At 63.0% G+C, this 14104-nt stretch carries 19 protein-coding genes; 14 read left to right on the forward strand and 5 right to left on the reverse strand.

Annotated features, from left to right (window positions below; translation table 11 throughout):
- The first annotated feature begins 48 nt into the window (after window positions 1-48).
- The 4 genes from zapE to JOD50_RS09105 all read left to right on the forward strand — a co-directional run bounded on the left by zapE (window position 49) and on the right by JOD50_RS09105 (window position 4037).
- Window positions 49-1173: an AFG1/ZapE family ATPase gene (gene zapE, locus JOD50_RS09090; RefSeq protein WP_204881274.1), complete on the forward strand. Its 1125-nt coding sequence runs from the start codon at window positions 49-51 to the stop codon at window positions 1171-1173.
- A 76-nt stretch (window positions 1174-1249) separates the two neighbouring features.
- Window positions 1250-3415, forward strand: a complete 2166-nt coding sequence (locus tag JOD50_RS09095) for a S9 family peptidase (protein ID WP_204881275.1) — start codon at window positions 1250-1252, stop codon at window positions 3413-3415.
- Between the two features lie 134 nt (window positions 3416-3549).
- Window positions 3550-3753 carry a type II toxin-antitoxin system RelB family antitoxin gene (gene relB / locus JOD50_RS09100; RefSeq protein ID WP_239541856.1) on the forward strand — a complete coding sequence of 68 codons (204 nt, stop codon included), beginning with the start codon at window positions 3550-3552 and terminating at the stop codon, window positions 3751-3753.
- Entirely contained in the window at window positions 3753-4037 is a 285-nt protein-coding gene (locus tag JOD50_RS09105) for a type II toxin-antitoxin system RelE family toxin (protein ID WP_204881277.1), read from the forward strand. The genes relB and JOD50_RS09105 overlap by 1 nt, the downstream gene beginning before the upstream one ends.
- 40 nt (window positions 4038-4077) lie before the next feature.
- Here the strand turns inward: JOD50_RS09105 and JOD50_RS09110 are convergent, their stop codons facing one another.
- The 5 genes from JOD50_RS09110 to JOD50_RS09130 form a co-directional block, all read right to left on the reverse strand.
- A complete protein-coding gene (locus JOD50_RS09110) occupies window positions 4078-4965 on the reverse strand; it encodes an SOS response-associated peptidase (protein ID WP_204881278.1) in 888 nt (295 codons plus the stop codon).
- 65 nt (window positions 4966-5030) lie between these two features.
- The gene (locus JOD50_RS09115; protein WP_338052091.1) at window positions 5031-5777 is read right to left on the reverse strand and encodes a lipoate--protein ligase family protein; all 747 of its coding nucleotides are present in this window, start codon (window positions 5775-5777) and stop codon (window positions 5031-5033) included.
- Window positions 5778-5988: 211 nt separating this feature from the next.
- On the reverse strand, window positions 5989-7104 hold the full coding sequence (locus tag JOD50_RS10645) for a tyrosine-type recombinase/integrase (RefSeq protein WP_204881279.1): 1116 nt from the start codon (window positions 7102-7104) through the stop codon (window positions 5989-5991).
- On the reverse strand, window positions 7092-7469 hold the full coding sequence (locus tag JOD50_RS09125; RefSeq protein ID WP_204881280.1) for an ImmA/IrrE family metallo-endopeptidase: 378 nt from the start codon (window positions 7467-7469) through the stop codon (window positions 7092-7094). The genes JOD50_RS10645 and JOD50_RS09125 overlap by 13 nt, the downstream gene beginning before the upstream one ends.
- Window positions 7470-7510: 41 nt before the next feature.
- On the reverse strand, window positions 7511-7990 hold the full coding sequence (locus JOD50_RS09130) for a hypothetical protein (RefSeq protein ID WP_204881281.1): 480 nt from the start codon (window positions 7988-7990) through the stop codon (window positions 7511-7513).
- A gap of 205 nt (window positions 7991-8195) precedes the next feature.
- On the opposite strand from JOD50_RS09130, the gene JOD50_RS09135 reads away from it, so the two are divergent.
- The 10 genes from JOD50_RS09135 to JOD50_RS09180 all read left to right on the forward strand — a co-directional run bounded on the left by JOD50_RS09135 (window position 8196) and on the right by JOD50_RS09180 (window position 14078).
- A complete protein-coding gene (locus JOD50_RS09135) occupies window positions 8196-8453 on the forward strand; it encodes a helix-turn-helix transcriptional regulator (protein ID WP_204881282.1) in 258 nt (85 codons plus the stop codon).
- Between the two features lie 86 nt (window positions 8454-8539).
- Window positions 8540-8695 carry a hypothetical protein gene (locus tag JOD50_RS09140; RefSeq protein ID WP_204881283.1) on the forward strand — a complete coding sequence of 52 codons (156 nt, stop codon included), beginning with the start codon at window positions 8540-8542 and terminating at the stop codon, window positions 8693-8695.
- Window positions 8692-8832 carry a hypothetical protein gene (locus JOD50_RS09145; protein WP_204881284.1) on the forward strand — a complete coding sequence of 47 codons (141 nt, stop codon included), beginning with the start codon at window positions 8692-8694 and terminating at the stop codon, window positions 8830-8832. Before JOD50_RS09140 ends, JOD50_RS09145 begins: the two co-directional genes overlap by 4 nt.
- A gap of 12 nt (window positions 8833-8844) precedes the next feature.
- Complete coding sequence (locus JOD50_RS09150; RefSeq protein ID WP_204881285.1) at window positions 8845-9030, forward strand: helix-turn-helix domain-containing protein; 186 nt, start codon at window positions 8845-8847, stop codon at window positions 9028-9030.
- A 9-nt stretch (window positions 9031-9039) separates the two neighbouring features.
- Complete coding sequence (locus JOD50_RS09155; RefSeq protein ID WP_204881286.1) at window positions 9040-10080, forward strand: YqaJ viral recombinase family nuclease; 1041 nt, start codon at window positions 9040-9042, stop codon at window positions 10078-10080.
- Between the two features lie 9 nt (window positions 10081-10089).
- On the forward strand, window positions 10090-10929 hold the full coding sequence (bet, locus tag JOD50_RS09160; protein WP_204881287.1) for a phage recombination protein Bet: 840 nt from the start codon (window positions 10090-10092) through the stop codon (window positions 10927-10929).
- Window positions 10926-11186 (forward strand): hypothetical protein, encoded by a 261-nt coding sequence (locus JOD50_RS09165; RefSeq protein WP_204881288.1) that lies wholly within the window; start codon window positions 10926-10928, stop codon window positions 11184-11186. Before bet ends, JOD50_RS09165 begins: the two co-directional genes overlap by 4 nt.
- A gap of 19 nt (window positions 11187-11205) precedes the next feature.
- Window positions 11206-11703 (forward strand): single-stranded DNA-binding protein, encoded by a 498-nt coding sequence (locus JOD50_RS09170; RefSeq protein ID WP_204881289.1) that lies wholly within the window; start codon window positions 11206-11208, stop codon window positions 11701-11703.
- Between the two features lie 41 nt (window positions 11704-11744).
- Complete coding sequence (locus JOD50_RS09175) at window positions 11745-12473, forward strand: NUMOD4 motif-containing HNH endonuclease (protein WP_204880465.1); 729 nt, start codon at window positions 11745-11747, stop codon at window positions 12471-12473.
- A gap of 1173 nt (window positions 12474-13646) precedes the next feature.
- Window positions 13647-14078, forward strand: a complete 432-nt coding sequence (locus JOD50_RS09180) for a hypothetical protein (RefSeq protein ID WP_204881290.1) — start codon at window positions 13647-13649, stop codon at window positions 14076-14078.
- Window positions 14079-14104: the final 26 nt, after the last annotated feature.

The raw sequence follows: 14104 nt of genomic DNA on the forward strand, positions 1-14104 counted from the left end.
CACCCTTGTGTCCCACCTCGCACGCACCCATCGGAGACAATAGGGAGCGTGTCCCCCCAGTCCCTCGATAACGACGCAGCCGCACCCGGTTCCGGCCACACCACAACGGAAACCAACCCCGCCCCATCGCAATGCCTCTATGAACGCCTCGGCTGGGACTCCCTCACCGACGCACTCGAGGCAACCAACCAAGCATCCGAAAGCCGCGGCGTCACACTCGATCCACACCAAGAGCGCGCCGCCCACACAATCCTCGCCTCCCACGCATCAGGGGCCTACCTCACCGGCGAGGTTGGCCGAGGCAAAACCTGGCTCATCGACAGCATTCTCACCAACGCCTCCGCGCCAACCCAGCGCATGCACCTGACCGCGTTCTTCCGCGCGATAACCCACAGCATGCACACCAACAGGCACGCATTCGCGGAAGCCGTCACCGACGTCACCGCTGGCAACAGCGTCATCTTCATCGATGAATTCCACGTCCACGACGTCGCCGACGCCGTCATGCTCCGCCGCGCACTCAACGTCCTCGCCGAACACGACATCGCGCTCTTCACAACCTCCAACACCACGCCTGACAACGGCCACGACGACCCCATGATCGCCGACGCCCTCGCCCCCGCGGCACGCCACATCCACGAACATCTCGAAGTCGTGCCCCTCGCGCACCCGCAGGACTACCGCGCGCTCGCACATCAGCAAATCCAGCACCAACCAACAGGCTTCGCGGCAGGAACCTGGGCCATCATCAACACGCCTGCTTCACGCCCCAACACATCCGGCCCCCGCCCAACAGCCACCATCCCGCTGCCAGGAACCGCACGCACTCTGACCGTCAACGCCACCACCCCAACAACCCTGGAACCCCACACGCTCGACACAACATGGGAGGACCTGTGCGAAGGCAGCATCTCCCCTGCAGACCTGCTCGCGCTCGCCGAGGATTATTCGACCTGGATCCTGCGCGACGTCCCGCAACCGGAGAACATCACTCGCAACGCGATACAGCGCTTTGCGCACGTGGTCGATGTGCTGGTCGACGCCGACATCCCGCTTCACGTCTACGCCCCGATCCCGCCGGAGGATCTAGCACGCGCACCGCATAGCCCGGTCTACCCGCAACGCATGTTTTCGCGTCTGCAGCTACTGACACGCACCCCCGCGGCGCGATAGCCTCAACTGACACGCACCCCCGCGGCGCGATAGCCTCAACTGACACGCACCCCCACGGCGCGATAGCCTCAAAGGCATGATTCAAACCCTTCACACACTTCTCAATGCAACCCGCGTCACTGACCTTGAAGCTAGCGCCAACGGACGCATCGTCGCCACAATCCAGCAGCTGGATGCCGATGGCACCGGCTGGCAGAGCCAGATCGTTGAACTCCCGAAAGGGTCAACACAGCCTCGCACCCTGACCCGCCACGACAAGGACGCCTCGAGCCCGGTCTTAGATGCTCAGGGCCGCTTGTTCTATATGGCTTCCAAAGCCGACGACGCGAAGGCCGGTAGCTGCGTATGGCACCTTCCGCAGGGCTCGGCTTCCCCGTTGCTGCTTGCCGAGCGCCCGGGCGGATTCCGTAGCTTGCAGGTCAAGAAGGACACCCTATTTGCGCAGGCTGGTATGCATTCGCAGGCGAGCACCGAGGAGGAGCACGCCGAGTATTCGCGCAGCCGCTCCACGATGCATGTTTCGGGGATTCTGCATTCCGCGTTCCCGTCGCGGTACTGGGCGAGCGATCTTGGCCCTGCAACTGACGTGATCCTGGTGGCTGATCTTCCTCGCGACATCGAGGCCGCCGCCGCTGAGCATGAGAAGAACGCTCGCCTCAAGAAGGCCGCCGATGCGGCAAGCAAGGACGCTGTCAGCAAGGATTCCGCTGAGGGTAAGGGGTCTGCTGACAGCCAGGATTCGACCGACAGCAAGAATGCGGATTCGCTATTGTCGTGGCGAGTTCTTCACTTGCCTCAGGGCCGTTTGCTTTCCTGGATAGCGGCACCGAATGCGTCGTTCATCCTCGCCTCGATCGAGGTCAACGTCGCTGACCTCATCACGGGCACGCAGTTGTGGCGCATCGATGTCGCCACGGGCGAGCAGACAATGCTTACCGACGTTGACACGGTTCCTGGTCATCACCTCGGCTTGGTCGATATCTCACCTGATTCGGCGAAGGTTGTCGTCAACTGCATCCGCGACTGGACGCCGCAGCAGTCGCTGAGCTCGAGCTCCCACATCATGGACATCGCTACCGGTGAGCGCACTGAGCTGTGGCCGGATCTGGACCACTGGGTGGCTCCGATGTGGGCCACGAACTCCGAGCTCGCCGCAACCAGCGATGATTCCGGTAGCGGCTCGGTGTGGTTCGGTTCCGTGACCGATGCCGAGCCACAGCGCATCGCCGGCGGCCCTGGGAGCGGCGAAGTTTTCACTGGGTTGGCTCGTGTGGGCGCGGCAGATCGCTCAGCCAGCGGCGATGAAGCCCCTGCGCTGATTTCTTTGCGCAACGGCATTGCGGTTACGCCGCATCCGGTGCGCATCGAACTCCCAAGCGAGACCGCTCAAGCTGTAGCTGTTGAGGAGCTCGCGAACCCTGCCGATGCAACGGATCAGCCGGGCCGTACCGAAAACATCACTACAACAGCAGAGGACGGAACCGAGATCCGAGCCTGGCTGCGTCTGCCGGAAGGCGACGGACCGCACCCGCTCGTCGTGTTCGCGCACGGCGGCCCGTGGGGCTCGTGGAACGCGTTCACCTACCGTTGGAACCCAGCACCATTCGTCGCAGCAGGTTTCGCAGTTCTTCTGCCAGACCCAGCTATCTCGACCGGCTATGGCCAGGCGATGATCGACCGCGGCCAGCAGCAGCTCGGCGGCACCCCGTATACCGACATCATGGCGCTTACCGACGCCACGATCCAGCGTGCCGACATCGACGAAACCAAGCAAGCGTTCGCCGGCGGTTCGTACGGCGGCTTCATGGCTAACTGGGTTGCCGGGCATACAGCCGACCGGTTCAAGGCCATCGTGACCCACGCATCGTTGTGGAACACGACCTCGATGGGCCGCAGCACCGACAACGCGTCGTGGGACCGCGCCATGCGTGAACAGGGCGCGGAGTATTCGCCGCACCTCTTCGCGGAGAAAATCACAGCTCCGATGCTCGTGATCCACGGCGATAAGGACTACCGTGTGCCGATCGGCCAAGGTCTTGAACTGTGGCACGCCCTGCACGCGCATGCTGCCACGCCGCGCGCCGCCGACGGCTCACTACCGCACCGCTACCTCTACTTCCCGGATGAGGGGCACTGGATCGAGTCCCGCGGCAACGCCGAGGTCTGGTACCGGACGTTCATCGGCTTCCTGCAAGAGCATGTGCTGGGCGAGACCGCTGAGAAGCCGCTCTCACTCGGGTAGTCCTTGTTGAGCAACGTTCTGGCCGGCTAGCCGTTGATGGTTAGTCGACCAGAACGTTGTCCTGGTCCTTGCCCCGGCGAACATCAGTGAATACACTGTATTCATAATGGATTAGGGGGGCAACCTTGAGCACAATGACTATCCGCATGAACGAGGATGACGCCGAACTCGTCCGTAAGTTCGCCCGGTTCGAGGGGGTCACCATCTCCGATTTCGCCCGTGTAGCGATCCTCGAGAAAATCGAGGATTCGTACGATTTGGCGGAGCTACGTGAAGCCATAGCGCAGGATTCCGGTGAACGTTTCAGCATCGACGAGATCCTCGACGAGCTCGCCTGATGAGCCCACGTCCTGTCAGGTACCGCGTGGAACTAACTGCGCGGGCCCGCAAACAGCTGAAGAAGATGGACCGGTTCGACGCCCGGATCCTCGCCACCTGGATCAAAAACAACCTCGACGATTGCCTCGATCCGCGCGCCTTCGGCAAGGGGCTCACCGCCAACCACTCAGGCGAATGGCGCTATCGCGTGGGTTCCTACCGTGTCCTCGCCCTCATCCACGACGACGTCGTCACCATAGAAGTCTTCTCGATCGGTCGCCGCGACAAGGTTTACAAAGACTAAAGCCGGCTAGACGCAGTAAATCTACAACGAAAAAGCAAAGCTAGAACAGTGGCGGCTCGATGTCGTCGATGGGCGTGATCAGTTCCGGGCCGTTGTTCCGCACGTTGCCTACCGCGGGGTCCACTTCGTGCATTTCCCACTCCCCGAGCGAATCGTAGGCATGAGCTACAGCTTCGGCGACGAGCGCTGCCGCGTCCTGGTTCTGAGGATCGAGCCATGCACTCAGCGCAGCCTCGTCCCCGAGCGGCACAGGTAAACGGTCATGGAGCCGGCCGAGCTCACCCGCCGTCCCGACTGAGTCCGCTGACGGCGATGCGCACGTCAGCATCGTGCATGACAGCACCCACGGATTCTCCTCGCGAGTGTCACCTGTTCCCGAGTCTGCAGCTTCGTGCGAGGCTGAGTCTTGCTGTGGGTTTGGGTCTTTCCACCATTCATACAGGCCGGCGAAAACGATCGGTGCACCATCTTTACGATGCACGAAGAACGGCCTCTTACGCCCGCCCGGTTTCTCTGGCGCGAGCCACTCGTAATAGCCATCCACGGGAATCGCGCAGCGGCGAGCCTTCACGGCTGACCTGAACGTCGGCTTCGATGTCACGGTTTCAGAGCGCGCGTTGAAGGCTCTAGAGGAGAAAGAGAGGTCTTTAGCCCAGATCGGGACCAGGCCCCAGCGCGCTACGTGCAGTTCACGTCGATACCCCGATGGCATCTGTCCCGCTGTCGTCTGTCCCGTTGACACCTGTCCCGATGCTTCGATGAGCCGTTCCAGCACGATCGGAACATCCTTGGTGGGCGCGACGTTGTAGTCGGGCCGCAGTTCAAGCTGCTCGCCCGTAGCTTCCGCGCCATCCACATCCGGTACCTCGATGCCGAGCGCATCCATCAAGTCTCCGGCGGCCCGGGCGATCACATAACGTCCACACATGCATCCATCGTGGCACACGCCTGCTGAACCAGGCACCCGACGCGGGGCTCAGCTGCGTGCGCCGCCTAGTTGAAGCGGTAGCCGTGCTCGTCCCACACCTCTAGCAACACGTCGATGAAACGCTCATGCGTGACGTGCGCGGCGGCGAGGTCTTGCGCGGAGCCGATGGTGCGCGGGTCCAGTTCCAGATCCATCGCCTTGTAAACGGACTCGGTGACGGCGGCGATGGGCTCGGTGTCTTCCAGGACCACAGCCGATGAGAACAGCCACGCGCCTTGCACTACACGTTGCGCTGTACCGACGAGCTTTACTGTGCGGCCCTTTTCGAAGCGGCCTTCTCCGGTCGCGATCCCGTGGACGGAGTACTCGCCCGGGCAGTATTCTCCGGGTAGCTCCCCTACTGCCGCAGGAACGCCGAGGCGTGTGAATACTTCAACGAAGAGGTTCGCGAAGTGTTCGAAGCGGTGCTGGTGCGTGAGCATCGCGACTTTCTCTGGTTGGATGTGGTCGATGACCCAACTACCTGGATGGTAGGCCATCGCCCGTCCGCCGGCTTTACGGATGAGTGGGGCGAATCCGGTGTCGCGGCTCGCTTGGGCCGCGGCCTCGTAGCCGGGCGCGCGCGTGTCGCGTTGGCCGAAGGCCACGGTCGGTGCGGGGCGATAGATGCGCAGTAGCGGGCCGCGTTTGCCTTGCGCGACCTCGCGTAGCAGTTCGATGCCGCGTTCCAGGTCCGCCGCGGGGTCACCGGATGGACTTTCGCGCAAAAGGGTTCCGGTGTGTTGCGGCTGTTCGGGGATCGCTGTGCTCACGGGGCCTTAGTTTAGTCCGCCTGGTGCTTACATGGGCCTTGCAGCTTCATTTGCACGGTGCGTGGCTGACAATTAAGAGGCTCGGCCCTGTCCTGCCCGCATTGGCTGCGGGCAGAACAGGGCCGAGGCTCAACGTGATGGGAGCTTGGTTAGAAGTCCCAGAACCCACCGCCCCCACGCCAGCACACGGGAAACCGCGGCCCGTGGTGACCTAGTGGTGACCCGGCCCCACCACGCCATCACTCGCAGCCACAATCCGCGACACATCATCCACCCACATGTGCGCATACACCCTCAGTGTCATCGACGCATCAGCATGCCCCAACCTGCGGGCGACCGCGACCGGTGAGGCGCCCGCCGCGATGATCTGCGACGCGTGATAATGCCGGAAATTATGCCACCCGCCAACCTCTGTCGCCCACGGCATCCGCGCGAGGGCGTCACGTAGGACACCACCGGCGCGGGACTGTAGGAGCGCACGCTCCGGCGACTCCCAGAAAAGAAGACCGAGCAGGCCCGGCTCCTCGGCGCGGCGGGCGAGGATAGCGAGCGTCGCAGGCCCCACCGCGACAACCCTGTCCGACTCCCGTGTCTTCGGAGGGACGAACGCGGGTGCGTGCTGTGTCCCCGCCACCTGCCGTGTTACACGGATCTTCCCGGCCTCCAGGTCGACAGTGTCCGTGCCGACAGCGAGGAGCTCACTAATCCTGAGCCCGGTTGATGCGGCGACGGTCGCGAGGTCCTGGAACACGCCGGCCGGGAGTGCGTCGATCACCTCCTGGCACTGCTCGACGCTCCATACGGTCATGCGTGCCCGCCGCACCTCCGGGAGCCTCACGCCCCGCCCGGGATTCGACGGGATGAGCCCGGCCTTCACGGCCTCATTCATCGACGCGTTGAAATACGCGGCGACGCGTTTCACGGTGCGGGGCGCGTAATCCTCCGCCAACCGGCCCACCCACGCGGTCACGTCGCGGTATGTGATCTCATGCAGATACATGGCCCCGAATGTGGGGAGGATATGGAGCCGCAGGCTGGTCTCGGTGCTCACCCTGGTGCCGGGCGCGAGCGTGGAGCGTGACTGTACCCACTCGGCCGCCCAGTCCCGGTATAGGGTCGCCTCCACACGCGGGCGCCCCGCGGCGCGGTCTTCCTGCTCGCGACGTTTGAGCGCTATGTAGGCCTCCGCCGCGGCCTTCCGGTCGAATGATTTTTTGCGTTGCGGCTTACCGGGTGTTTCACGCCATACTGCGAGCCAGCGTTTCCCGCGCCCGTACCTGTCAGTGCGGGTGCCGTCTCGGTTATGCCAGGCGTCTACGACACGCACGCCCGCCCCCTAGCATGCATGCGCGCCGCATACCGGGCCGCGTCACCGGGCAGGACCTCCAGCTCGTGTGCGACAGCCTCTACGGTCTCGTAGGCGCGGGCGGCCTCCATATACCTACAGAAAGGGATCAGGAGCCAGGCCGCGTACTCGTCGGCCTCCCGCTCCGTGACAGCGGTGGAGGCTGTGTGCCCGTGGGCGGCGTGCCCTAGCTCGTGCGCGAGCGTGGACGTGTACGGGACACCCGACAGGCGCGGGTCCAGGCGGACCTCCCGGTGGGTGTGGTCGTATTCTCCCCACGCGCCGGTGACGGTGGGTGTGCGTGTGATCTTTACGTCGAGCATCTCGATGACCTGGTCTAGATACATACCCCCGAGTGTCGGCCGGGGGTCTGACAGATTGAACATGTTTATGGGTCGGTCGGTGTCGCGTCCGGGTCGATACCGTCCCCGAGCCCGCGCTGGAGTGCTGCTATCTGTCGAGGCTGAGTGTGTGCTCGATCAGATATTGACGTGACCTCACCGGCCGCGCCTGTGTCTGCGTGTGTGTGATCGTCGTGTGCGTCATTGTGCTCTACCAATAGTCGGATGATCTCGTCCACAGCACGGCGCTGTGGATCAGTGAGTCGCTCCGACCCCTCACGCGGGACATACGGGTGCGCGACCTCATCGGTCGTCGCCTCCACTATCTCGTCGACCGTCACCCCAAACACCGCCGCAAACGCCTCCAGCGCTCGCCGGTTCGGCGGGTCTGGGTGCTGTCCCCGCATATACGAGCCTGCCGTCGTAAATGAGATGCGCTGGCCAGCCTCAGCGGCCTTGGCTTCAATCTCCCTCAGAGACAGGTTCTCGCGGTTCAGCGAGTTCAGGTGGTCGGATAGTCGGCTCACACTCATCACCCTCATCGATACACAGGACTACACGCAAGCCTATCTGTGTGTGTCTCAGTCACAAACCACGCCGATGTAATTCCCGGAATCACGCGGAAACACGCGGGGCGTGCCAATCGTATTTGCACACTCGCATACAAGTGTGTAATGTGTAGACCGTACCCGCACAGCACGCACACTCCACACATTCGGAGAGGAGGCACACATGACGACCACCTACCAGGACACCGCACGCGGCTTCACCGCACGCCCACAGAAACAGCAGATCCGGCTCGCGATGAAGTTCAACCGCTGGACGAACGCAGAGCTAGCACGCCGCGCTGGGATCAGCCCAGGCACCGTCGGAAACGTCCTCGGGGCGCGCGCGACCTGCAACCCAGAGACCGCGGCGAAGATCGCTGACGCGCTCAATGTCGATACCACAGACCTTTTCACGCTCGAGCCGATCACATACGCGGCTTAACACAAAAGGTCCCCCCACGCACCTACAGCGTGGAGGGACCCAGGAGACCCACACGGTCTCGATCACACACAGTAAGGATACCAAAAATGTTGACCTTCCTAATCATCCTCGCGGTCGCGATCTCATTCGCGATCCTCATCGGCGCCGCGATCATCGCCACCGCACCCGACATCCTCGGAATCGAGCGACGCGCACCGCGGCACCGCGCCGAGCCACGCGGCAAGAAGGCGGTGAGCCGATGAGACGCCCCACGGTCTACGACGAACAGGGCTATCCGCGCGTGTGGGCGGTCCTCGCAGGGACTGCAGGGCTCCTCGCGACCCCGTACGCGCTCATGTGGGTATCAGTACAGCTCGCACGCCTCTTCGGCACGATCTAGGAGACACACGCGATGACTCTCACAGTGCAGCAGGTAGCCGACCGGCTCCAGATCTCGCCCTATGTCGCGCGGCAGATGGTCCAGCGCGGCGACATCCAAGGATTCAAACTCACCGATTCACCGCGGGCGCAGTGGCGTATCCCAGCCCGCGAACTCGAAAACTACATCCAGCGGCGGACAGCCGCGACCACACTCTAGGAGATACACATGACCACGACTACTAAAGCCCGGCCGTTGTGGGGGTGCCCGGCCGCGACCCTCACACTCCCAGTCGACGCCCCACAAGACGCTTGGCACGCCCAGCGCGCGACGGGTGTCGGCGGGTCCGAGATCGGCGTCATCGCAGGCCTCGTCACCTACCCGGGCACGAACCGGTACACGCTGTGGCAGGAGAAGACCGGCGAAGCCACCGACCCCGTTTACGATCAGGCGACCCTCGACCGATTCCGATTCGGGCACGCGATGGAGGACACCCTCGCGGCATGGTGGAGCGAGGACACCGGCCTCACTACCCGCCGGGCAGGCTCCTACCGGTCGAAGACCGTCGAGTATGCGCTCGCTAACCCAGACCGGCTCACGTCGGATGGTGGCGTGCTGGAGATCAAGACCACCAGCGGCTACACCGACACCGGGAAAACCTATCTAGCGGGGGATGTGCCGGCACAGCATTACGCGCAGGCGAACTGGTACGCCGGCGTACTCGGTAGGCGCGGGCCACTGCATTTCATCGCGCTCGTCGACCGGACACCAGTCATACTCCAACGCGACCCAGACCCGGAGCTCTACCGGGAGCATGTCGCGGCGGCGGGCGAGTTCTGGGAGCACGTCACCACCAAGACCGCCCCAGAGACGTTACTCGCGGACATGACCGACTCGGAGCTAGCCGCACGCTACCCAGCCAGCGAGCCAGACACGGTCGCAGTCGCGCAGGTCGATTTCCTGGTGCGTGACGAGCTCACACGACGCACCGCAGCCATGGAGCAGAAGAAGGCGGCGGAGGCTGAGATCAAACGCATCGACACCGCACTCAAAGCCGAGATCGGTGACCGGGAATACCTCGCGCTACCGGACGGTGAGAGGGTCGCCCGCTGGCAGACCGTCGCCGGCCGTAAACGCCTCGATACTGACCGGCTCCTCGCCGACTACTGCGAACTCGCCGGGATCAGCACCGACACCAGCGAGTACGGCGACATCCTCGACCGATACACCACCCACGGGAAGCCATCCCGCCGCTTCACGATCATCTAAGGAGACACAATGAGCGAGATCACACACACTCAGGCAGGGTCAGACCTAGCCATCACCGACGACCAGACGACATTCACCCCCGTACAGGTCGCCGCGCTCCAGCACATCGGCGTCGCGACCAACTCCCCGGCGGACGTCGCGATCCTCTTCCACCAGGCGAAGCGCACCGGCCTCGACCCTTTCAAGCGCGAGATCTACATGATCACCCGCAAGACGAAAGACGGGACACGCAAGCCGACGATCCAGACCGGGATCGACGGATTCTACGCGATCGCTCGCCGCGCCGCCGCCGCCGACGGCACCACCTTCGGCATCCCGGAGACCTACTGGTGCGGGAATGACGGGGTGTGGCGTGATGTATGGCTGCCATCCCAGCCGCCAGCCGCGGCGAAGGTCGTCGTCACCCGCGGGGACGCGACATTTACGACGGTCGCGCTGACACGTGAGTACATGGCGCCAGGCCCGATGTGGCAGAAGATGCCGGCCCGGATGATCGCTAAGTGCGCTGAGGCGCTCGCTATCCGGAAGGCTTTCCCGGATGTGACGTCAGGCCTGTACACGTCGGAGGAGATGGCGCAGGCAGGCCCAGGCGACCAGCCACAGCAGGCACCGCAGCAGGCACCTGCTCAGGGGCCGGCTGAGTCCGTCGGCGACCTGGTCTCGCTCCTACCGGACGCGACGACCCTCGACGAGGTCACCGATATCGCCCGCCGCCTCACCCAGATCAACGCACCCGCCGACGCTATCGAGAAGGCACGCGCCCGATGGACCGAGATCAACGACCACACCACCAGCGACAGCGAGGAAGCTGACGTGGTGGAGGATGCGGAGGAGGTCGACGCCGCATGACCACCACCACTAAATACGAGCCACGCCTAACCCACGATCACGGCATCACAGCTGCGTGCTCCTGCGGCACCCGCACCCGTCACCAGTGGGTGACCGACTGCCCAGCCACAGTCCAGGCAGAGGACGGCTACAGCGAGGTCACGATCCACTCCTACGGGAACGAGCTAGAGATCTCACGCGAAGACGCCTGGATGTTGGCACAGAACATTCTCGCGACGCTCGACGCGACCACCTACCAATTCGACCGATTCAAATAACCCGAAAGGACACAGAGTAATGACTGAAACGATGATCACTGTTGTCGGCAACCTCACGGCAGACCCTGAGCTGCGGTTCACCCCCGCGGGCGTGGCGGTAGCGAACTTCACGGTCGCCTCAACCCCACGCTCCTACGACAAGCAACAGCAGCAGTGGGTCGACGGTGAAGCCCTGTTTATGCGGTGCAGTGTGTGGCGTGACTATGCGGAGAACGTCGCCGAATCACTCACTAAGGGTGCCCGGGTCATCGCTACCGGGAAGCTTAGGGCCCGCTCATACCAGGACCGGGACGGCGACCAGCGGACGGCGTGGGAGCTGGAGGTAGACGAGGTCGGCCCTGCGTTGCGGTATGCGACGGCTCAGCCGGTGCGCACCCCGATGAAGAACAGCTCTGGCGGGCAGGCGTGGCCGGGACAGCAACAGCAAACCCAGCAGACACAGCCACAACAGCCACAACCACAGCAGCAGGGCTGGGACCTACCCGCCGGAACCCCGCAAGCCGCTCCACCGTTCTAAACCACACCACACCCGGCTAGCCAAGAAAGGAGACACCCCGCATGACGAAACAACGGGACCGCGCGTGCCGATACGTGGAGCCACCCAACGCCAAAACACAGCGCTACGACACCCACAAGCAGGCATATATCTACGCGACACAATGCGCAACCACGGTTGAGGAATGGCGGCCTATCCCAGGCTACGAACCCCGTTACCTCGTATCGAACCACGGCCGTTTGAAGAACACAGAAACCGGCCGTTACGTCGGCACTAGGGAGCACGGCGGCACCGGCTACATACGAGCAACCATCTACAAACAAGGCGCAACCAAACCAACCCGCGCCCGCGTCCACGTCTTGGTTGCGGCCGCGTTCCTCGGACCAAGACCCGCCGGGCTCGACATCTGCCACACCGACTCCAACCCCGGCAACAACCACATCGGGAACCTACGCTACGACACCCGCGGCGCAAACATAGCGGACGCGAAACACGCGCAAACACGATGCGCTAACGGGCACCCATGGAACACACAGACCCGTTACGTGAGGGCTGACGGCGGCGGCTGGAAATGCCGCATCTGCAGGAACGAAGGAATCGCACGCTACCGGGCACGCACGGCCGGGCACATCACGAAAGGCAGGCGCTCATGGGCATCACGACATGCCGCGGCTGGAACGGGACCGTACACGGCTACCTACACCACCAACAGCACGGAACCGCGCCGTGTATCGGATGCGTTACGGCGTGGCGGCAATACCAGGCACGCACCAAACCGAACCGGCGGTTAGGGCTCGCTACGTGGCCGCTATGCGGGGCAGAACACCCATACACGCCCGCCGGCTACACCTGGCACCAAGCAACCGGAACCCCGCCGTGTATCGGCTGCGAAACCGCACACAACGAAACCACACCATCATGAACCAGACCGAACAGAGCCTACACAACTGGATCACCGACCGGCGCGCCCGCGAACGAACCAGAAACCAGCCGGCCCTAACAATCCACCAAGCACACGCAAACGCTAAACGCATCATGACCGCCGCACAGAAAGAAGCGGATAAAGCACGGTGTGAAGCGAAACAACGGCTAAGCGATGCAACACACTTCGCGGTCACCATCCAGCGACGCCGCGCAATCCTAGCGCAAGCAGACCTGAAACACCGCGCCATGAAGCAGCAACGGCAACGCTCACGACAGGCCCAACCCGAACGATGCGGCGTTTGTGGTGACTGGACACTAAACGACCACTGCAACACGTGCCAACGAAAGAAACGACCATGACCATGACTAGCACTGTCTACAGCTACCGCGGCCGGAACCGTGACATCACATGCGGAGACGCGACCGGGACACCAAGAGGATACCGGAGACACTACCGGCGCGGTGAACCTGCCTGTGACCTATGCCGTGAAGCAGAACGGTTACGGAGCATACAGCGGCGAAACAAAATCCGGGAAGAACACGAACGCAGAACCGGGGGACGCAAACACCCTACCGGGTTCGACCTTGACGCGACCAAACGAGCGCTAGACCGATACCTACAGGCCCGCAGAGAACGGAAACAAAAGGCAGGTGCCGACCGTGGTTGAACGGAACTATTTACAAGCCCGCGGCGCATCCATCACCGCACCCACCAGCTACCGCACATTCAAACCCTACGTGTACAGGGGCGCGGAACCATGGACCCCACCGACCAAACCAGAAAACCACTACACCTGCGAGACCACAGGTAAACGAGCCACCACCTACACCTACAGGCAGCACCTCAACCAGGGGGAGCCGGCCTGCACGCCGTGCCAGGTGTTCAGTCGTCTGTTACAGCGGCGGCGTGAACAGCACCGCACCGTTGGCGTGTACTGCGAGGCACCGAAACCATGTAGCCCGGAAGGCTACGCGTGGCACCAACACCAAGGCGAAACACCTTGCCCCGAATGCACCCGATACCACCAAAAGGAAAACGAATGACTGATTACGCAGACGTTATTGACCACACCTTCGACACAGTCATGACCACGATCAGGTACACAGTCGACGCCCCATCCCCACAGCAGGTGGACCTCATCGTCATGCTCGCCAAGATAATCGAAGCAGCTAGCGGAGTTATCAAAAATAACGTGGCCAGGGATCTCCCACACAGCGCCGGGCTCAAACGGCATCTAGCCGATAGCGAGGTAGACCCGAACATAATCACAGCCGCATACGCCGCGGACCACATCTATGAGTATGTCGACGTGATCCTAGGACCTTGGAACCGTGATACAGCGAGCTGGGACGCCGATGAACGTGAGACAGTCGTATCAGTCATCCTGAGTGTCTCGTTTGAGTTGGGGAAGCTCCAGGGCGAGCTGCGGGGCCGGGCTGGATGTCACTGTAGCGACTGCCTGCCGTTCTAAACCCCACCCCACCCGCGGGCGCATCT

This window comes from Pseudoglutamicibacter cumminsii, from assembly GCF_016907775.1.
Lineage (GTDB): Bacteria > Actinomycetota > Actinomycetes > Actinomycetales > Micrococcaceae > Pseudoglutamicibacter > Pseudoglutamicibacter cumminsii.

Excerpts from the sequence above, each read along its gene's own strand:
- JOD50_RS09180 (WP_204881290.1), top strand. The coding sequence starts at position 13,647 with ATGACTGATTACGCAGACGTTATTGACCACACCTTCGACACAGTCATG.
- JOD50_RS09110 (WP_204881278.1), bottom strand. The coding sequence starts at position 4,965 with ATGTGTGGACGTTATGTGATCGCCCGGGCCGCCGGAGACTTGATGGAT.
- JOD50_RS09135 (WP_204881282.1), top strand. The coding sequence starts at position 8,196 with ATGACGACCACCTACCAGGACACCGCACGCGGCTTCACCGCACGCCCA.
- bet (WP_204881287.1), top strand. The coding sequence starts at position 10,090 with ATGAGCGAGATCACACACACTCAGGCAGGGTCAGACCTAGCCATCACC.
- JOD50_RS09165 (WP_204881288.1), top strand. The coding sequence starts at position 10,926 with ATGACCACCACCACTAAATACGAGCCACGCCTAACCCACGATCACGGC.
- JOD50_RS09175 (WP_204880465.1), top strand. The coding sequence starts at position 11,745 with ATGACGAAACAACGGGACCGCGCGTGCCGATACGTGGAGCCACCCAAC.
- JOD50_RS09105 (WP_204881277.1), top strand. The coding sequence starts at position 3,753 with ATGAGCCCACGTCCTGTCAGGTACCGCGTGGAACTAACTGCGCGGGCC.
- JOD50_RS09155 (WP_204881286.1), top strand. The coding sequence starts at position 9,040 with ATGACCACGACTACTAAAGCCCGGCCGTTGTGGGGGTGCCCGGCCGCG.
- JOD50_RS09140 (WP_204881283.1), top strand. The coding sequence starts at position 8,540 with ATGTTGACCTTCCTAATCATCCTCGCGGTCGCGATCTCATTCGCGATC.
- relB (WP_239541856.1), top strand. The coding sequence starts at position 3,550 with ATGACTATCCGCATGAACGAGGATGACGCCGAACTCGTCCGTAAGTTC.
- JOD50_RS09095 (WP_204881275.1), top strand. The coding sequence starts at position 1,250 with ATGATTCAAACCCTTCACACACTTCTCAATGCAACCCGCGTCACTGAC.
- JOD50_RS09150 (WP_204881285.1), top strand. The coding sequence starts at position 8,845 with ATGACTCTCACAGTGCAGCAGGTAGCCGACCGGCTCCAGATCTCGCCC.
- JOD50_RS09145 (WP_204881284.1), top strand. The coding sequence starts at position 8,692 with ATGAGACGCCCCACGGTCTACGACGAACAGGGCTATCCGCGCGTGTGG.
- JOD50_RS09170 (WP_204881289.1), top strand. The coding sequence starts at position 11,206 with ATGACTGAAACGATGATCACTGTTGTCGGCAACCTCACGGCAGACCCT.
- JOD50_RS09125 (WP_204881280.1), bottom strand. The coding sequence starts at position 7,469 with ATGTATCTAGACCAGGTCATCGAGATGCTCGACGTAAAGATCACACGC.